The sequence below is a fragment of the Malikia granosa genome, from assembly GCF_002980595.1.
Taxonomy (GTDB): domain Bacteria; phylum Pseudomonadota; class Gammaproteobacteria; order Burkholderiales; family Burkholderiaceae_C; genus Malikia; species Malikia granosa.
In genome coordinates this window covers 1-18,542 of the sequence record NZ_PVLQ01000041.1, presented here as the reverse complement: position 1 = coordinate 18,542, position 18,542 = coordinate 1, and the positions used below count along the sequence as shown (strand labels likewise).

Annotated in this window: 16 protein-coding genes and 1 tRNA gene; 12 read left to right on the top strand and 5 right to left on the bottom strand. The window is 67.8% G+C overall.

The window, feature by feature from the left end; translation table 11 throughout:
- Positions 1 to 15: 15 nt before the first annotated feature.
- From C6P64_RS12055 to C6P64_RS12045, 3 genes are read left to right on the top strand one after another with little or no spacing between them, the layout of a single operon-like run.
- Positions 16 to 1,107, top strand: a complete 1,092-nt coding sequence (locus C6P64_RS12055) for an ABC transporter substrate-binding protein (protein ID WP_105748816.1) — start codon at positions 16 to 18, stop codon at positions 1,105 to 1,107.
- Between the two features lie 2 nt (positions 1,108 to 1,109).
- A complete protein-coding gene (locus tag C6P64_RS12050; RefSeq protein WP_105748815.1) occupies positions 1,110 to 2,444 on the top strand; it encodes a sulfatase family protein in 1,335 nt (444 codons plus the stop codon).
- A gap of 3 nt (positions 2,445 to 2,447) precedes the next feature.
- Positions 2,448 to 3,014, top strand: a complete 567-nt coding sequence (locus tag C6P64_RS12045) for an RBBP9/YdeN family alpha/beta hydrolase (RefSeq protein ID WP_105748814.1) — start codon at positions 2,448 to 2,450, stop codon at positions 3,012 to 3,014.
- A 10-nt stretch (positions 3,015 to 3,024) separates the two neighbouring features.
- Here the strand turns inward: C6P64_RS12045 and C6P64_RS12040 are convergent, their stop codons facing one another.
- A complete protein-coding gene (locus tag C6P64_RS12040) occupies positions 3,025 to 3,480 on the bottom strand; it encodes a ferritin-like domain-containing protein (protein ID WP_105748813.1) in 456 nt (151 codons plus the stop codon).
- Between the two features lie 323 nt (positions 3,481 to 3,803).
- Here C6P64_RS12040 and katG point away from each other — a divergent pair, with 323 nt between their 5' ends.
- From katG to C6P64_RS12020, 5 genes are all read left to right on the top strand, one after another.
- Complete coding sequence (katG, locus tag C6P64_RS12035) at positions 3,804 to 5,975, top strand: catalase/peroxidase HPI (RefSeq protein ID WP_105748812.1); 2,172 nt, start codon at positions 3,804 to 3,806, stop codon at positions 5,973 to 5,975.
- A 182-nt stretch (positions 5,976 to 6,157) separates the two neighbouring features.
- Entirely contained in the window at positions 6,158 to 7,156 is a 999-nt protein-coding gene (locus C6P64_RS18345; protein WP_211296839.1) for a sulfate ABC transporter substrate-binding protein, read from the top strand.
- Complete coding sequence (cysT, locus tag C6P64_RS18340; RefSeq protein WP_211296838.1) at positions 7,157 to 7,987, top strand: sulfate ABC transporter permease subunit CysT; 831 nt, start codon at positions 7,157 to 7,159, stop codon at positions 7,985 to 7,987.
- A complete protein-coding gene (cysW, locus tag C6P64_RS12025) occupies positions 7,984 to 8,889 on the top strand; it encodes a sulfate ABC transporter permease subunit CysW (RefSeq protein ID WP_105748811.1) in 906 nt (301 codons plus the stop codon). The genes cysT and cysW overlap by 4 nt, the downstream gene beginning before the upstream one ends.
- Before the next feature lie 26 nt (positions 8,890 to 8,915).
- The gene (locus C6P64_RS12020; protein WP_105748810.1) at positions 8,916 to 9,992 is read left to right on the top strand and encodes a sulfate/molybdate ABC transporter ATP-binding protein; all 1,077 of its coding nucleotides are present in this window, start codon (positions 8,916 to 8,918) and stop codon (positions 9,990 to 9,992) included.
- Between the two features lie 9 nt (positions 9,993 to 10,001).
- Here C6P64_RS12020 and C6P64_RS12015 read toward each other — a convergent pair whose 3' ends face one another.
- Positions 10,002 to 10,643, bottom strand: coding sequence for a glycine zipper 2TM domain-containing protein (locus tag C6P64_RS12015; RefSeq protein WP_170073093.1), 642 nt, complete (start codon positions 10,641 to 10,643; stop codon positions 10,002 to 10,004).
- Positions 10,644 to 10,914: 271 nt separating this feature from the next.
- Here C6P64_RS12015 and C6P64_RS12010 point away from each other — a divergent pair, with 271 nt between their 5' ends.
- Both C6P64_RS12010 and C6P64_RS12005 read left to right on the top strand, forming a co-directional pair.
- A complete protein-coding gene (locus C6P64_RS12010; protein WP_105748808.1) occupies positions 10,915 to 12,108 on the top strand; it encodes a DUF4382 domain-containing protein in 1,194 nt (397 codons plus the stop codon).
- A gap of 52 nt (positions 12,109 to 12,160) precedes the next feature.
- Positions 12,161 to 13,651: a diguanylate cyclase domain-containing protein gene (locus C6P64_RS12005; RefSeq protein ID WP_105748807.1), complete on the top strand. Its 1,491-nt coding sequence runs from the start codon at positions 12,161 to 12,163 to the stop codon at positions 13,649 to 13,651.
- 83 nt (positions 13,652 to 13,734) lie between these two features.
- Here C6P64_RS12005 and C6P64_RS12000 read toward each other — a convergent pair.
- The 3 genes from C6P64_RS12000 to uvrC form a co-directional block, all read right to left on the bottom strand.
- A tRNA-Val gene (locus C6P64_RS12000) sits at positions 13,735 to 13,810 on the bottom strand.
- Between the two features lie 119 nt (positions 13,811 to 13,929).
- Positions 13,930 to 14,496 (bottom strand): CDP-diacylglycerol--glycerol-3-phosphate 3-phosphatidyltransferase, encoded by a 567-nt coding sequence (gene pgsA, locus C6P64_RS11995; RefSeq protein ID WP_105748806.1) that lies wholly within the window; start codon positions 14,494 to 14,496, stop codon positions 13,930 to 13,932.
- Positions 14,497 to 14,542: 46 nt separating this feature from the next.
- Positions 14,543 to 16,567: an excinuclease ABC subunit UvrC gene (uvrC, locus tag C6P64_RS11990; RefSeq protein ID WP_105748805.1), complete on the bottom strand. Its 2,025-nt coding sequence runs from the start codon at positions 16,565 to 16,567 to the stop codon at positions 14,543 to 14,545.
- A 59-nt stretch (positions 16,568 to 16,626) separates the two neighbouring features.
- Here uvrC and earP point away from each other — a divergent pair, with 59 nt between their 5' ends.
- Both earP and efp read left to right on the top strand, forming a co-directional pair.
- Entirely contained in the window at positions 16,627 to 17,721 is a 1,095-nt protein-coding gene (gene earP / locus C6P64_RS11985; RefSeq protein WP_105748804.1) for an elongation factor P maturation arginine rhamnosyltransferase EarP, read from the top strand.
- Positions 17,722 to 17,848: 127 nt separating this feature from the next.
- Positions 17,849 to 18,403: an elongation factor P gene (gene efp, locus C6P64_RS11980; RefSeq protein ID WP_105748803.1), complete on the top strand. Its 555-nt coding sequence runs from the start codon at positions 17,849 to 17,851 to the stop codon at positions 18,401 to 18,403.
- The last annotated feature ends 139 nt before the right edge of the window (positions 18,404 to 18,542 follow it).

Sequence of the window (18,542 nt, the reverse complement as noted above, 5' to 3'; positions counted from 1 at the left end):
CGACCGACTACCCCCATGAGCCCGTCTGCATTGAAACCCTCCACCCGGCTGCGCCGCCGCCTGCTGCTCGGCCTGGCCAGCGTCGCACTGGCCTCGCCGCTGGCGCTGCAGGCGCAGACCGCCAGCCAGCTCATCCGCATCGGCGCACCCGATTTCGGCGTCGCCGGCAAGCCGTCGCCAGGTGGCGGCCTGCTCGCGATCGTGCACCACAACAAGTGGCTGGAGGAGGAGTTCGCCAAGGACGGCGTCAAGATCGAATGGAACTTCTTCCGCGGCGCAGGGCCCGCGGTGGCCGAGGCGCTGGCGGCCAAGCAGCTCGACCTGGTGTCGCTGGGCGACCTGGCCTCGGTGCTGCACAAGTCGCGCGGCCTGCCGACCCGCTTCCTGTTGCCGGCCGGCCGCGACAGCAACAGCTACCTGGCGACCGCGCCCGGCGTCGAGATCAAGAGCTGGGCCGACCTCAAGGGCAAGAAGGTCGCGGTGCTCAAGGGCACGGCCTACCAGCGGCCCTTCGACAACCTACTGGCCAGCGCGGGGCTGGGCGAAAAGGATCTCAAGCTCATCAACATGGACTGGCCGGGTTCTAAGGCCGCCGTGGTCGCCGGCCAGGTCGATGCCACCTTCGGCGGGGCCGACCTGTTCATCCTCAAGGACAAGGGCGTCTCCATCCCCTTGAGCACCAAGGGCCGCGGGCCCGGCTTCACGATTTCCTCGGGCCTGCTGGCGACCGAGGACTTCGTGCAGAACCAGCCCCAGCTGACCCAGCGCGTGGTCAGGCAACTGGTGCGCGCGGCGCACTGGGCCTCGCAGGAGAGCAACCGCGAGGCGCTGATCAAGCTCTACAGCGACAACAGCGGCAGTCCGCAAGCCGTGTTCCGCAACGACCTCGAAGGCGAGAACCTCAACGCCCGCTACTCGCCGCTGGTCGACGAGGACTTCATCGCCAACTACCAGGGCGTGCTCGACGACGGCCTCAAGCTCGGCCTGGTGCGCAAGGGCTTCGAGGTCAGGAACTGGTTCGAGCCCAGATTCGTGCAGCAAGCGCTCAAGGAGCTCAAGCTCGAGCAGCAATGGAAGGCGCGTGACGCCCAGGGCAAGGTGAAGTGATCATGAGTCAGAACCCGTCCCCCAACATCATCTTCATCCTGGCCGACGACCTCGGCTGGGCCGACCTCGGCGTCTACGGCCAGACCGATTTCGCGACCCCGCATCTCGACGCCCTCGCCGCCCAGGGCGTGCGCTTCACCCAGGCCTATTCCAACTCGGCGGTCTGCTCGGCGACCCGCTTCGCGCTGATCACGGGACGCTACCAGTACCACCTGCGCGGCGGGCTCGAGGAGCCGCTGGTGCGCACCGCCCACAAGTACGGCCTGCCGCCCGAGCACCCGACGCTGCCCTCGCTGCTGCGCGACGCCGGCTACGAGACCGCGCTGATCGGCAAATGGCACCTCGGGTCACTGCCGACCTTCGGCCCGCTCAAGAGCGGCTACCAGCATTTCTTCGGCAACTACGGCGGCGCGATCGACTATTTCACGCACAAGCCCGGCGTCGGCGAGGCGGTGCCGCGCGACCTCTACGAGGGCGAGGTCCCGGTCGAGCGTGTCGGCTACTACACCCAGCTGCTGGCCAACGAGGCCTCGAGCTGGATCGGCCAGCGCAGCGCGGACAAGCCCTTCTTCCTGTCGCTGCATTTCACGGCGCCGCACTGGCCCTGGGTCGGCCCCGAGGACGAGGCCGTCTCGCGCGGCCTGACCGACCTGTTCCACTACGACGGCGGCAACCTCCAGACCTATGGCCGCATGGTGCAATCGCTCGACGCGGCGGTCGGCCAGGTGCTGCAGGCGCTCGAGCAGCAGGGACTGAGCGAGAACACCATCGTCGTCTTCAGCAGCGACAACGGCGGCGAGCGCTTCGCCAAGACCTGGCCGTTCACGGGACAGAAGACCGAGCTGCTCGAGGGCGGCATCCGGGTGCCGACGCTGCTGCGCTGGCCGGCGCGCCTGCGGCCCCAGGTCAGCGAGCAGGTCACAATCAGCATGGACTGGCTGCCGACGCTGCTGGCCGCCGCTGGCGTGGCGCCCGACCCGGCCTACCCGCCCGATGGCGAGAACATCCTGCCGGTGCTCGAAGGCCAGGCACCCGTGCACCCGCGCCAGCTCTACTGGCGCTACAAGGCGCAGCGCCAGCGCGCGGTGCGCGATGGCGACTGGAAATACCTCAAGATCAACGACAACGAATTCCTGTTCGACGTCGCGCTCGACACGCTCGAGCGCGCCAACCTCAAGCACCAGCATCCCGAGGTGATCGAGCGGCTGCGCGCGCAATGGCTGGCCTGGAGCGCCCAGTTCCATCCGATCACCGACGAGGTCATGACGCATGGCGTGACGCCCGACATCCAGGCCGACCGCTATGCCCCCGAGCGCGCGACGCGGGAACGGATCTGAGCCATGGCCGAAATCCCGACCGTCGTCATCGTTCCGGGCTGGCGCGACTCCGGACCGGGGCACTGGCAGACCCTGTGGACCGAGCAGCTGCCCCGGGTCAGGCGCGTGGTGCAGGACAACTGGGTCTCGCCGCTGCGGCGGGCCTGGGTCGAGCGCCTGGGCGAGACCATTGCCGACATCGAGGGGCCGGTGGTGCTGGCCGCACACAGCCTGGGCTGCATCACCACCGTGCATCTGCCGCACGAGGCAGCGGCGCGCATCCAGGGCGCGCTGCTGGTCGCGCCGGCCGACCCGGAGCGCCGCGGCGTGCTGGCCGACTTCGCCCCCGTGCCCTACCAGGCCCTGCCCTATCGCAGCATCGTGGTCGCCAGCAGCAACGACCCCTTCTGCCCGGCACGCCTGGCCGGCGCCTATGCGCGGGCCTGGGGCAGCGAGTTCGTGCGCCTGCAGAATGCCGGCCATGTCAACGTCGACAGCGGCCATGGCGACTGGCCGCTCGGACTGGCGCTGCTGCAGTCGCTGGCGGGACTGACCAGCCGCTGGACTGGAGAGCAGCCGGCCGGCCACTGAGCCAACGGCCTCAGGCCTTGAAGGCGGCCGTCTCGCCAGGGCGGCGCAGCATCTTGTTGACCTCGTCCTGGTGCAGCTCCTCGCTGACGATCATCTCGCGGGCATATTCCTCCAGCAGCACGGAATGGCCCTCGGCGATCTGCAGCAGCTCGTAGTAGGCGGCCAGGGCGCTCCTCTCGTGCGCGAGGCTCTCGCGCAGGATGTCGCCGATGTCGTGCTGCTCGGTTTCGAGCAGGGGGCCGATCTTCAGCGACGGATGGCCGCCGAGCAACGTGACCAGCTCGCCGGCCTTGTGGGCATGGGCCAGGCTCTCGTCGGCATTGCCCTTGAGCCAGGACACGATGGGAATCCGGTTGTAGCCATACACCATGAGCGAGTAGTGGGTGTACTTCACCACTCCCGCGAGTTCGAGTTCCATGATGCGGTTGAGGGCATCGATGGCGGCACGGGTTTTCAGTTCGTCCATGGTGCTTTCCTTTCCTGGGTTGAAACGCGTCACGAAGCCGATCCATTCTCGGCGGTTTCACCGGCCCTGTCATCTGCGCGGCGGCAGGAGGGCCAGCCGGGATTTCTCCCGGATCACCGATCGGGTCAGGGCGCGTCCGGCCGCCATGATTTTTTCTATCGCAGCGATTGAATGATTGCAAGCGAGAATCATTCACGCTCCTCGCTCGAGCCGGGTTTCGTGGCTATAGTAGCCACAGCTGATGCAGCCCCTGTATCTGCCAGGGCCCTGCCAAGCGGGTCAGACATCAGCTTGGACCCACCGGTTAACGCAAGGAGAAAGAGATGGAAAACAAGGACGCAAGTTCTGCTGGCCAATGCCCCGTCATGCACGGCGGCGCCACCTCGGCCAGCATGACCCACATGGACTGGTGGCCCAAGGCCCTGAGCCTCGACATCCTGCACCAGCACGACAGCAAGACCAACCCGCTGCCCGGCTTCAGCTACCGCGAGGCAGTCCGGCAGCTCGACGTCGCCGCGCTGAAAAAAGACCTGACCGCGCTGATGACCGACAGCCAGCCCTGGTGGCCGGCTGACTGGGGCCATTACGGCGGCCTGATGATCCGCATGGCCTGGCACGCCGCCGGCACCTACCGCATCGCCGACGGCCGGGGCGGTGCCGGCACCGGCAACCAGCGCTTCGCCCCGCTCAACTCCTGGCCCGACAACGGCAACCTCGACAAGGCGCGCCGCCTGCTGTGGCCGATCAAGAAGAAGTACGGCAACAAGCTCTCATGGGCCGACCTGATCATCCTGGCCGGCAACGTCGCCTACGAGTCGATGGGCTTCAAGACCTTCGGCTTCTCCTTCGGCCGCGAGGACATCTGGCACCCCGAGAAGGACATCTACTGGGGCTCGGAGAAGGAATGGCTGGCCAAGAGCGGCGGCGAGGGCAGCCGCTACTCGGGCGAGCGCGAACTGGAGAACCCGCTGGCCGCCGTGATGATGGGCCTGATCTACGTCAACCCCGAAGGCGTCGACGGCCAGCCCGACCCGCTCAAGACCGCGCGCGACATGCGCGTGACCTTCTCCCGCATGGCGATGAATGACGAGGAGACCGTGGCGCTGACCGCCGGCGGCCACACGGTCGGCAAGGCGCACGGCAATGGCAACGCCGCCAAGCTCGGGCCGGCCCCGGAAGGCGCCGACCTCGAGGAACAGGGCCTGGGCTGGATCAACCACGACAGCCGTGGCATCGGCCGCGACACCGTGACCAGCGGCGTCGAGGGCGCCTGGACCACCAATCCCACGCAATGGGACAACGGCTATTTCGAGATGCTGCTGAAGCACGACTGGGAGCTCACCAAGAGCCCGGCCGGCGCCTGGCAGTACCAGCCAGTCAACATCAAGCCGCAAGACATGCCGGCCGACGTGGAAGACCCGGCCATCCGCCGCATGCCGGTGATGACCGATGCCGACATGGCCTTGAAGGTCGACCCCGACTACCGCAAGATCTCCGAGCGCTTCGCGGCCGACCCGGCCTACTTCGACCAGGTGTTCGCGCGCGCCTGGTTCAAGCTGACCCACCGCGACCTGGGTCCGAAGAGCCGCTACATCGGCCCCGAAGTCCCGGCCGAGGACCTGATCTGGCAGGACCCGGTGCCCGCCGGCAAGCAGGACTACGACGTCGCCGCCGTCAAGGCCCGCATCGCCGCTGCCGGCTTGTCGGTCAGCGACCTGGTCAGCACCGCCTGGGACAGCGCGCGCACCTTCCGCGGCTCCGACAAGCGCGGCGGCGCCAATGGCGCGCGCATCCGCCTGGCACCGCAGAAGGACTGGGCCGGCAACGAGCCCGAGCGCCTGGCCCGGGTGCTGGCGGTCTACGAGCCGATCGCGGCTGACACTGGCGCCAGCGTGGCCGACGTGATCGTGCTGGGCGGCAACCTCGGCATCGAGCAGGCGGCCCGGGCCGCCGGCATCGAGGTCAGCGTGCCCTTCGCGCCGGGCCGCGGCGACGCCAGCCAGGCGCAGACCGATGTCGAGTCGTTCGCGGTGCTCGAGCCGCTGGCCGACGGCTTCCGCAACTGGCTGAAAACACATTACGCCGTCAAGCCCGAGGAGCTGCTGCTCGACCGCGCCCAGCTGATGCGACTGACCGCGGCCGAGATGACGGCGCTGGTCGGCGGCCTGCGCGTGCTCGGTGCCAACCACGGCGGCAGCCAGCACGGCGTCTTCACCGACCGGGTCGGCGCGCTGAGCAACGACTTCTTCGTCAACCTGACCGACATGGCCTACAGCTGGAAGCCGACCGGGCGCAACAGCTATGCCATCGTCGACCGGGCCACTGGCGCCACCAAGTGGACCGCGACCCGGGTCGACCTGGTGTTCGGCTCCAACTCCATCCTGCGCGCCTATGCCGAGGTCTATGCCCAGGACGACAACCGCGACAAGTTCGTGCAGGACTTCGTCGCGGCCTGGACCAAGGTCATGAACGCGGACCGCTTCGACCTGGCCTGAGCCCGGCCCACCCTCCGCCGGACTGAACTGGCCACGAGCCGCTGCGGCGGCTTGCCACAATTCAGGCCGGCGGAGGGCTTTTGCTTATCTGTTTTTCGCATAAGAAAAAAAGAATAAAGTCGTTTGAGAATGTAAGACTGGCCGGCAAAATCCTGGATCCTGCCAATACCGGAGCAAGATCCATGAAGACCACCCTGCGCACTGCCCTGGCTGCCGTCGCCCTCGCCGCCAGCACCCTGGCCTCGGCCCAGACCAGCCTGCTCAACGTCTCCTATGACGTCTCGCGCGAGTTCTACAAGGACGTCAACGCCGCCTTCGTCGCCCATTACAAGAAGACGACCGGCAAGGACATCAAGGTCGACCAGTCCCATGCCGGCTCGAGCGCCCAGGCGCGCGCGGTGGCCGACGGCCTGGATGCCGACGTGGTGACGATGAACACCACCACCGACGTCGATTTCCTGGCCGACAAGGGCGTGGTCGCCAAGGACTGGCGCAAGCGCTTCGCGCATGACGCGGCGCCGACCAGCTCGACCATGCTGTTCCTGGTGCGCAACGGCAACCCGAAGAACATCAAGGACTGGGACGACCTGGTCAAGCCCGGCATCCAGGTGGTGCTGGTCAACCCCAAGACCGGCGGCAACGGCCGCATGGCCTATCTGGCGGCCTGGGGCTCGGTGCGCGCCAAGGGCGGCAACGACGCGCAGGCGGCCGACTTCGTCGGCAAGCTGTACAAAAACGTGCCGGTGCTGGCGCGCGGTGGCCGCGACGCGACCGGCATCTTCCTGCAGCGCAACATCGGCGACGTGCTGGTGACCTTCGAGTCCGAGGTGGTGTCGGTCGACCGCGAATTCGGCACCGGCAAGGTCGATGCCATCCACCCCTCGAGCAGCATCGTGGCCGAGAACCCGGTCGCCATCGTCGAGCGCACCGTCAAGAAGAAGAACAGCGCCGCCGAGGCCAAGGCCTACCTCGACTTCCTGTACGGCGACGAGGCGCAGGAGATCGCCGCCAAGCACGCGATCCGTCCGAGCAATACCGCAATCCAGAAGAAGTACGCCAGCACCTTCAAGCCGCTCAAGCTGTTCACGGTCGAGCAGTACTTCGGCTCGCTGGCCGAGGCGCAAAAGGTGCACTTCAACGACGGCGGCCAGTTCGACAAGCTCTACACGGCGGGCAAGTAAATGGCTGCTGGCAAGAAGGTGTTGCCCGGCTTCCAGCTGACGCTGGGCTACACCCTGTTCTACCTGTTCCTGGTCGTGCTGATCCCGCTGTCGGCGCTGCTGTTCAAGACCTTCAGCCTGAGCTGGGACCAGTTCTGGAGCGCGGTGGCCTCGCCGCGCGTGCTGGCCTCGTACCGGCTGACCTTCGGCGCCTCGCTGCTGGCCGCCAGCGTCAACGTGGTCGCCGGCCTGCTGGTGGCCTGGGTGCTGGTGCGCTACCGTTTTCCGGGCAAGAAGCTGGTCGATGCGCTGGTCGACCTGCCGTTCGCGCTGCCGACCGCGGTCGCCGGCATCTCGCTGTCGGCGCTGCTGGCCGGCAACGGCTGGATCGGCCAGTACCTGGAGCCGCATGGCATCCAGCTCGCCTTCAACCCCAACGGCATCGTGATCGCGCTGATCTTCATCGGCCTGCCCTTCGTGGTGCGCACGGTGCAACCGGTGCTCGAAGACGCCGAAAAAGAGCTCGAGGAAGCCGCGACCTGCCTGGGCGCGACGCGCTGGCAGACCTTCCGCCTGGTGATCCTGCCCTCGATCGGACCGGCCTTGCTGACCGGCTTCGCGATGGCGTTCGCGCGCGCGATCGGCGAGTACGGCTCGGTCATCTTCATCGCCGGCAACGTGCCGATGGTGTCCGAGATCACCCCGCTGATCATCATCGGCAAGCTCGAGCAGTACGACTATGCCGGCGCGACCGCAGTGGCCTCGGTCATGCTGCTGTTCGCCTTCGTGCTGCTGCTGGTCATCAACGCGCTGCAGTCCTGGCAGCGCCGCCGCTCGGGAGCCCCGGCATGAGTTCAAGCAAGAAAACCCTCTCGCGCGTGCAGGCCGGCACCACCGAGTCGCCGCTGGTGCGCTATGTCCTGACCGGGCTGGCGCTGGCCTTCATGGCGCTGTTCCTGCTGCTGCCGCTGGCGGCCGTCTTCACCGAGGCGCTGCGCAACGGCTGGGGCGCCTACCTCGAGGCGCTGCAGGACCCCGACGCCTGGTCGGCGATCCGCCTGACCCTGCTGACCGCAGCGGTCGCGGTGCCGCTGAACCTGATCTTCGGCATCGCCGCCGCCTGGGCAATAGCCAAGTACGAGTTCAAGGGCAAGGCCTTCCTGACCACGCTGGTCGACCTGCCGTTCTCGGTCTCGCCGGTGGTCGCGGGCCTGATCTACGTGCTGGTGTTCGGCGCCCAGGGCTGGTTCGGTCCCTGGCTGCAGGCGCACGACATCAAGATCGTATTCGCCGTGCCGGGCATCATCCTGGCGACCGTGTTCGTGACCTTCCCCTTCATCGCGCGCGAGCTGATTCCGCTGATGCAGGCCCAGGGCAACGACGAGGAGCAGGCCGCGATCGTGCTGGGCGCCTCCGGCTGGCAGACCTTCTGGCATGTCACGCTGCCCAACATCAAGTGGGGCCTGATCTACGGCGTGATCCTCTGCAACGCGCGCGCCATGGGCGAGTTCGGCGCGGTCTCGGTGGTCTCGGGCCATATCCGCGGCCAGACCAACACCATGCCGCTGCATGTCGAGATCCTCTACAACGAATACCAGTCGGTCGCGGCCTTCGCGGTCGCCTCGCTGCTGGCGCTGCTGGCGCTGGTGACGCTGGCCATCAAGAGCGCGGTCGAATGGCGCCACGAGCGCGAGCTGAAAGCCGGCGCCGATCTGCCGCCCGAGCGCCCCGCCGCTGGCGCAACGACGCACTGAACCCGGACCGCAAGAGAAGACCCATCATGAGCATCGAAATCCGCAACGTCTCCAAGCAGTTCGGCGACTTCCAGGCCCTGCGCGACATCAACCTGCATATCGACTCGGGCGAGCTGATCGCGCTGCTCGGGCCATCCGGCTGCGGCAAGACCACCTTGCTGCGCATCATCGCCGGACTGGAGTCGGCCGACCAGGGCTCGATACTGTTCAGCGGCGAGGACACCACCGACGTCCATGTGCGCGAGCGCAAGGTCGGCTTCGTGTTCCAGCATTACGCGCTGTTCCGCCACATGACGGTGTTCGAGAACGTCGCCTTCGGCCTGCGCGTCAAGTCGCGCGCGCAGCGCCCGTCCGAGGCGCAGATCAAGGCCAAGGTGCACGAGCTGCTCAGCCTGGTGCAGCTCGACTGGCTGGCCGACCGCTACCCGTCGCAGCTCTCGGGCGGCCAGCGCCAGCGCATCGCCCTGGCCAGGGCGCTGGCGGTCGAGCCCAAGGTGCTGCTGCTCGACGAGCCGTTCGGCGCGCTCGACGCCAAGGTGCGCAAGGAACTGCGCCGCTGGCTGCGCCGGCTGCACGACGAGCTGCATGTGACCAGCATCTTCGTGACCCACGACCAGGAGGAGGCGCTCGAGGTCGCCGACCGCGTGGTGCTGATGAACAAGGGCCAGGTCGAGCAGGCCGGCACGCCGCAGCAGGTCTGGGACCAGCCGGCCAGCCCCTTCGTCTACGGCTTCCTGGGCGATGTCAACCTGTTCCACGGCCGCGCGCACGAGGGCCTGCTGCACCTGGAAGGCGTCTCAATCGTCACGCCCGAGCATGCGGCGGCGCAGGACGCGCAGGCCTATGCCTATGTGCGCCCGCACGACCTCGAGGTCGAGCGCTGGCAGCCGGGTGCGACCGGCATCGTCGCCAAGCTCGAGCGCGCCATCGTGGTCGGACCGATCGCGCGGCTCGAGCTGCAGCCCGAGGACGCCCAGGTGCCCAGCGGCCACGACCCGCTGATCGAGGCCCAGATCCCGGCCGAGCGCTTCCGCGAACTCGCCTTCAAGGAAGGCGAGCGGCTCGTGCTGTCGCCGCGCAAGGCGCGCGTGTTCCTGAAGTAAGCCGGGACCTCAATAGCGCACGATGGTCTGCTCGCTCTTGCGCACGACATCGCCGACCTGGAAGCCGGGGTCCTGGGTGAACTCGTAGTGCTGGCTGTCGCCGTTGGGGTAGGAGACCGTGACCTCCCAGACCTTCTGCGACTTCATGCGCTGCTCGATCTGCTTGCCGGCATAGGCGCCGCCGGCAGCCCCCGCGAGCGTGGCCAGGTCCTTGCCCAGGCCGGCGCCGACCTGGCGCCCGAGCAGCGCGCCCGCCGCGCCACCGGCGATCATGCCGACCGCGCTGCCCTCGCCGGCCCGGTCCACCAACTGGACCGCGCTCACCTTGCCGCAATCCGCGCACAGGGCCTTGGGCTTGAAGGTCTGGGCCGGCGCCACCTTGCCGGCCGACTGCTGGCGCAGCTTGGCATCGGCCAGCGCCTGGTCGTATTCGGCCTTGGCGTCGCGCTTGCACTGCATGCGGCCTGCCGTGTCGGGCTCGTCGGCGCAGAGCTTGAGGTCCGACTTGTAGCGCGACTGCGCCGCCTGGCTGTCGGCGGCATACTGGGCCTTGGGCGTCAGGCTGCCCTCGGGCTGGCCCTCGGCTTGCGCCAGGCCGATGTTGCCGATGGCGAGGGCCGCGATGGCCCAGGAGATCAGTGACTTGTTCATGGGGTTTTCCTTTCCAGTCCAGACAATCGCCAGCGGCCTGGCAGCAGGCCGCACAGCTTGTGGCCGATTGTTGTCCCTGGGACGGGCAAGGTTCATGACCCAGGGACCGAATTTGTAAGGCTGTGTATCGACACTAGCAGCTGAAACACAAACCGTCCATATTCGACCCGCGTGAGCCAGTGATGACCGGGTAGTGGTTTCATTTGCTTACGGGCAGTCGACCGGCATCGCAGACGATCGCTGGTCTCATCACGACTTGGAGGAGCTATCCATGACTCAGCTTGCAAAATCCTCGACCCGGTCTCTGGCTGCCGTATCGGCCGCCACAGTCTTGCTGGCCGCCTGCGGCGGCGGTGGCGGCACCGACGCCTCCACCGGCACGCTGCGACTGGCCGTGACGGATGCCCCGGCCTGCGGCTACGACCATGTCTACGTCACGATCGACTCGGTCAAGGTGCACCAGAGCGCGAGCGCCGGCGAGAACGACCCGGGCTGGTACCGGATCGCACTGCCCGGCATGCCAAAGCGCATCGACCTGCTCGACCTGCGCAACGGCCTGCTCGAGGAGCTGGGCCAGACCGCCCTGCCCGCTGGCCGCTACACCCAGATGCGGCTGCTGCTGACCCCCAACAGCGCCAGCGCGCCCTACGCCAATGCCGTGACCCCGACAGGCAGCGCGCAGACGGCGCTGACGACTCCGAGCGCGCAGCAGTCCGGACTCAAGCTCAATGTGAACATCGATATCGAGGCCGGCAAGCTGGCCGACTTCGTGCTGGACTTCGACGCCTGCAAGTCGGTCGTGACGGCCGGCAGCTCGGGCAAGTACAACCTCAAGCCGGTCATCTCGGTGCTGCCGCGCTTCATCGGGGGCATGGCGGTCGACGGCTATGTCGCCAACAGCTCGCCCTACTCGAGCGTGTCGCTGCAGCTCAATGGCGTGGTGGTGCGCAGCACGGTGCCCGATCCGACCCGGCAGGGCTATTTCTCGCTGCCCTACCTGCCCAGCAGCGGCAGCAACTACGACCTCGTGATCACCGACCCGGGCCGCGGCACCCGGGTGGTCAGCGCCGTTCCGGTCAGCGCGACGGCGATCACCCATGTCAACACGGCCAGCCAGCCCATCCTACTCTCGAACAGCAATTCCCAGACCCTGGTCGCCAGCGCAGCCGCCCTGAATGCGATCCCGGACGCGACGATCTCGGTCCATCAGTCGATCGGTGTCGGCAAGGAAATCGAGCTGGCCAGCCGCCGGGTCGACAGCCTGGACGGCAGCGCCGCGTTCACCCTGGCCACCGATCCGGTACAACTCGCGAGCTATTCGCCTACCCTGGCCCCGCTGTCCTGGCTGCCCGACAACGCCAGCGCGGCGCAGTTCAGCGTGCGCAGCCAAGTGATCGGCAGCCCGCTCCAGTCGCAGCCGGTGGACCTGCGCCTGGGATCGGCCCGCGTCGACTTCAGCTACTGAGGCTGCCCCCCAAGAGGCCCGCAGCACCAGTTCCCGCAGCGCCCGAGATCCGATGTCATCAGCCGCAGTCCTCCAGGTTCGCCGACATCCGCCCGGCCATGCCTACCGCCACTGGCTGATCACGCTGATGGTGGCTGGCCTGCTGCTGCTGACTGGGCTGTACTGGTGGAACTGGCTCTCGTCGGCGCAGCAGCTGCGGCAGGAAACGCTGGAGCAGGCGCAGCGGCGGGCGACGCAGGTCAATAGCGCGGCGTCCGAGGTGATCGCCATGCTGTTCCTCAACATCGAGCTGACGATGCTACAGCTGATCGACCAGTACCGGCAGGACCCTGGCCCCGCCTTCGAGCGGAAGGTCGCGCAGCTCAGGCAGCAGCTGCCGGCCGGGGCGATGCTGCAGGTGGGCGTGATCGGTACCGATGGCGCGCTCGAATACTCGAGCCTGGGGCTCAGGGACAGGGTCGACCTCGGCGACCGCGAGCATTTCAAGGTCCATCTCGATCCCGCACGGGAGCCCTTCTTCATCGGCAAGCCGCTGCGGGGGCGGGTCTCCGGCCAGTGGAGCCTGCCGTTCAGCCATCCGATCCGGCAGGACGGACAGCTCAGGGGCGTGCTGGTGCTGTCGGTATCGCCCGACTACCTCAGGCAGGCGCTGGCCAGGCTGGCCCTGGCCTCGGACGACCTGATCTCGATCTATCGCCAGGATGGCGAGCTGCTGGCGCGCAACCGGGACCCGGCCGACCGGCTGGAGCAGCCCGGGGGTCGCCAGCCGCCCTTCGTCGGCCAGGGCCTGCGCCGCAGCGGCCATTTCTCGGCCGTCGCGCCGTCGGACGGGGTCGAGCGCCTGTTCCAGTGGCAGCGGCTGTCGGAATACCCGGTCACGGTCGTGCTGGGACTGAGCCAGCCGACCCTGCTCCAGCCGATCGAACGCGCCATCGCCCAGGAGCGCTGGCAGGCCCTGCTGGCGACCCTGCTGCTGTGGAGCAGCGCCGGCTGTGCCATCCTGCTGTTGCGCCGCCTGCAGACCCATGTGCAGAAACGCCGATCGATCGAGCACCTGGCGCTGCACGACCCCTTGACCGGGCTGCACAACCGGCATGCCCTGCTCGAGCGCCTGGGCCAGCTGGTGGCTACCAGGAGCCGCCAGCAGGTCCGCTTCGGGCTGCTGTTCTTGGACCTCGACGGCTTCAAGCCGATCAATGACCGCCACGGGCATGCCACCGGCGACGCGGTGCTGCAGGCGATCGCCGGACGGCTCAACGGCTGCGTGCGGCAACAGGACTTTGCCGCGCGCCTGGGCGGCGACGAGTTCGTGCTGGTGCTGCAGGACATCGGATCGAGCAAGGCGGTACAGGCGATGGCGCAGCGCATCCGGACCAGCCTGAGCGAGCCCCTGATGGTCGATGGCCGGCAGATCCGGGTCGGCGCCAGCATCGGCATGGCCTGCTATCCGCAGGACGGCGAGACGCCCGAGGCCCTGCTGGCAGCGGCCGACCAGATGATGTACGAGGTCAAGCGCGGCCAGCAGGCCGCATCAGCCTTGTGAAGGCGGCCACTCCGGGCGGGACGGGCAAGAGCCAGAAAAAAGGCCCGGCATTGCTGCAGGGCCTTGATTTCATTGGGTATTCCTGGTGGGTCCTGACGGGCTCGAACCGCCGACATCTTCCGTGTAAAGGAAGCGCTCTACCAACTGAGCTAAGGACCCGAATGCGGGATGAGGAGATCATCCGGCGCTTCACGCAGTCGTTAACAGCTGCGAATTCTAGCCGCTGTTGGCCGCCTGGCCGGCGCGAGCGGCAAAAAAAGCTGGCGCCGCAGGAATATTCAGCGCGCCTTGGCGCGGATCTCGGGCAGGGCCTTCTTGAGATAGTAGACCATGGACCAGATGGTCAGCACGGCAGCGGCCCAGATCAGCACCCGGCCCCAGGCCTGGGTGTCGATGCCGAACAGCGGCGCCTGGTAGAGCAGGAAGGGAATCGCGACCATCTGCACGCTGGTCTTGAGCTTGCCGACCATGTGCACCGCCACGCTCTTGTTGGCGCCGATCGTCGCCATCCACTCGCGCAGCGCCGAGATCGCGATCTCGCGCCCGATGATGATCAGCGCGACGAAGACATCGGCCCGCCCCAGGTGCACCAGCACCAGCACGCAGGCGCAGACCAGGAACTTGTCGGCCACCGGGTCGAGGAAGGCGCCAAACGACGAGGTCTGGTTGAGCTTGCGCGCCAGGTAGCCGTCGGCCCAGTCGGTCGCAGCGAAAACCACGAACAGCACCGTCGCGATCAGGTTCTGCCGTTGGCTTTCTAGGCCGGGCCAGTAGAACACCGCGACGATCAGCGGGATGGCCGCGATCCGGGCCCAGGTCAGCAGTGTCGGCAGGTTGAAGAACATGCAGGGGATTATGACGGCTGACAGTGACGGTTTTGACCTCGAATGCTCAGTGCAGGGCGCGATAGATCGCGGCAGCCAGTTCGCCCGAGATGCCCTCGACGCTGGCCAGGTCCTCGACGCTGGCGTCGGCCACGCCCTTGAGGCCGCCGAAGCGCTGCAGCAAACGGGCCCGCTTCCTGGGCCCGACGCCCGGAATGTCCTCGAGCTTGCTGCCACCGGTGCGGGTCTTGGCGCGCTGCGCGCGCATGCCGGTGATCGCGAAGCGGTGCGCCTCGTCGCGGATCTGCGCCACCAGCATCAGCGCGGCCGAGTCGGCGCCCAGGTAGACCTTGTCGCGCCCGTCGGCAAACACCAGCTCCTCCAGGCCGACCTTGCGGCCCTCGCCCTTCTCGACCCCGACGATGCGACCCAGGTCGAGCCCGAGCGCCTCGAACACCTCGCGCGCGACGCCGACCTGGCCCTTGCCGCCGTCGATCAGCACGATGTCGGGCAGGCGGGCGCCGCCCTTGGCCGCCGGCTCGGCGCCACCTGACTCGCGCAGCGCCTCGGCCAGCTTGCCGTAGCGCCGCTGCAGCACCTGGCGCATCGCGGCATAGTCGTCGCCCGGCGTGATGCCGTCGATGTTGTAGCGCCGGTACTGGCTGCCCTGCATCTTGTGGCCCTCGAACACGACGCAGGAGGCCACCGTGGCCTCGCCCGCGGTATGCGAGATGTCGAAGCATTCGATGCGCAGGGCCTCGAGCTGGTCCTCGGCCAGGTCGAGCGCCTGGACCAGCGCGCGCGTGCGCGCCTGCTGCGAGCCCTCCTCGGACAGCAGGCGCGCGAGCTGCAGCTCGGCATTCTTCTGCGCCATCTCGAGCCAGGCGCGTCGGTGCTCGCGCGGATGGAACACCGGGTGGATCTTGATGCCGCTCTGCTCGGTCAAGAGCTCCAACAGGCCGGCATCGACCGGGGCGCCGAGCACCAGCACCGGCGGCGGCGCGGCCTGGGTGTAATGCTGGGCGATGAAGGCCTCGAGCACGCGCTGCTCGACCGGGGCAGCGGCTGGCCGGGGCTGGGCGCCAGCATCGCTGCCGGCCTGGCCGCTGTCAGTGCCGTCGGCCTCTTCCTCGGCCGCCAGCGCGGCCAGCAGCGCGCCGTCCTCGACATGGGCCGGAAAATAGGGCCGGTCGCCCAGATGCCGCCCGCCGCGCACCATCGCGAGGTTGACGCAGGCGCGCCCGCCCTGCACCTTGACCGCCAGGATGTCGACATCCTGGTCCGAGACGTTCTCCATCGCCTGCTGGTGCAGCACGCGGGACAGGGCCGTCATCTGGTTGCGCGCCTCGGCCGCCTGCTCGAACTCGAGCCGCTCGGAATGCGCGAGCATCCGGGCCTCGATCTCGGCCAGCACCGACTGGGTCTCGCCGCGCAGGAAGGCGGCGGCCGCGCGCACGTCCTGCGCGTAGTCGGCCGCGCTGACCAGGCCGACGCAGGGGCCCGAGCAGCGCTTGATCTGGGCCAGCAGGCAGGGCCGGCTGCGGTGCTTGAACACCGTGTCCTCGCAGGTGCGCAGGCGGAACACCTTCTGCAGCAGCTCCAGCGTTTCCTTGACCGCCCAGGCGCTCGGGTAGGGGCCGAAGTACTGGTGCTTCTTCTCGACCGCGCCGCGGTAGTAGGACATGCGCGGGTAATGCTCGGGCCGGGCTTCGCCACCCTGTCCGGCTGGCGAGCGCTCGAAGGCCGGGGTCCAGCTGCTGGCGCTCAGGCGCAGGTAGGGGTAGCTCTTGTCGTCGCGGAACAGGATGTTGTAGCGCGGCTGCTGGGTCTTGATCAGGTTGTTCTCGAGCAGCAGCGCCTCGGCCTCGGAGCGCACCACCGTGGTCTCGAGCCGCACGATCTTCGACACCATGTGGCCGATGCGGGTGCCGTCATGGGTCTTCTGGAAATAGCTCGAGACGCGGCGCTTGAGGTCCTTGGCCTTGCCGACATAGAGCAGCTGGCCGTCGGCGTCGAAATAGCGGTAGACGCCCGGCAGGGCCGGCAAGGCGGCGACGGCCTGCAGCAGGGATTCGGGATGGGTGGCGCTCATGGGTGCGAGGGCAGGCGGTTCGCTGACAAGGAAAGGCGCCACTGTAAGACAATCGCGCGGTGAACTGCCAACATCCCCCTGCCCTGACCTGGGACATCTTCTGCCATGTGATCGACAACTGGGGCGATCTGGGCGTCTGCTGGCGGCTGGCGAGCAACCTGGCCGCGCGCGGCCAGCGCGTGCGGCTGTGGGCCGACCAGCCGGAACCTCTGGACTGGATGGCGCCTGGCGCGCGCTCCGGTGCCTGTAGCAGCATCGAGGTGCGACACTGGCCGCGCAGCGACCCGGCCGCGCCGCCGCCCGAGCTGCCGGCCAGCGATGTGCTGGTCGCCGCCTTTGGCTGCGAGATCGCACCTGGCTGGGTCGCCGCGCTGCAGCCCGACAGCGCCCCAGGCGAGCCGCGGCGGGTCTGGCTGAATCTCGAATACCTGAGCGCCGAGCCCTATGTCGAGCGCTGCCACCGACTGGCCTCGCCGGTCATGAGCGGGCCGCTGGCTGGCCGGACCGAATGGTTCTTCTACCCCGGCTTCACGCCCGCGACCGGCGGCCTGCTGCGCGAGCCCGGGCTGATGGCACAGCGCGCGGCCTTCGAGCGCGACGACTGGCTGCGCAGCCAGGGTCTGCCTGATCAGGGCCATGGGCCGCGCGTGACCCTGTTCTGCTACGAACCGGATCATCTGCCGGCGCTGCTGCACGACCCGGCGCTGCAGGGAGCGCACTGGCTGGTCGCGCCGGGACGGCCTGCGGCAGCGCTGGAGCGCGCCTGGGACGGATCGGCAGCGGCGCAGCGCCATCCCTTGCCGCATCTGCCGCAGACCGGGTTCGACCGTCTGCTCTGGGCCAGCGACCTGAACTTGGTGCGTGGCGAGGACTCGCTGGTGCGCGCGCTCTGGGCCGGCCAGGCCCTGGTCTGGCATATCTATCCGCAGCAAGACGACGCGCACCACCTGAAGCTCGAGGCCTTCCTCGACTGGCTCGAGGCACCGCCCTCGCTGCGCGCCTTCCATCGGGTATGGAACGGCGTCGTCGACGCGCCGCTGCCGCCGGTCGAACTGGCCGCCTGGCAGGCCTGCGTGCTGGCGGCCCGGGACCGGCTGCTGCGACAGGATGATCTGGCGACCCAGCTCTTGGGCTTCGTGGCTGAAAAACGGTAAAATCAGGGGCTTTACGCAGATTCCGGTGCAAACCGGATCGTGGCTCAAACAGACCAACGGGCGCAACGCCCACCCGCCGCTCGAACGCGCCGCACAGGCCGGGGCGGCAAATTCCACAGGAAGCACCATGAAAATCGCTCAAGAAATCCGCGCCGGCAACGTGATCATGCACGGCAAGGATCCGATGATCGTCCTGAAGACCGAATACGCCCGTGGCGGCCGCGGCGCTGCGACCGTGCGCATGAAGCTCAAGGGCCTGCTGAGCAATATGGGCACCGAAGTCGTGTTCCGCGCCGACGACAAGATCGACAACGTGATCCTCGACAAGAAGGAGTGCACCTACTCCTACTTCGCCGACCCGATGTATGTCTGCATGGACGCCGACTACAACCAGTACGAAGTCGAAGCCGAGAACATGGGCGACGCGCTGAACTACCTGGAAGACGGCATGGCGCTGGAAGTCGTGTTCTACGACGGCAAGGCGATCTCGGTCGAACTGCCGACCAGCGTCGAGCGCGAAATCACCTGGACCGAGCCGGCCGTCAAGGGCGACACCTCGGGCAAGGTGCTCAAGCCCGCCAAGATCAACACCGGCTTCGAAGTGTCGGTGCCGCTGTTCGTCGCGCAAGGCGACAAGATCGAGATCGACACCCGCACCGGTGAATACCGCAAGCGCGTCTGATCCCATGCTCCAGACCCAGCGGTCGGCGCAGATCAAGAAAAGCTCCCAGGCATAAGCCCGGGAGCTTTTTTTTCGCCCGGCCAAGCACCTGATCTTGCAGGCAGTCGGCCGGCCAGGCTCACTCGACGGCCTTGGTCAT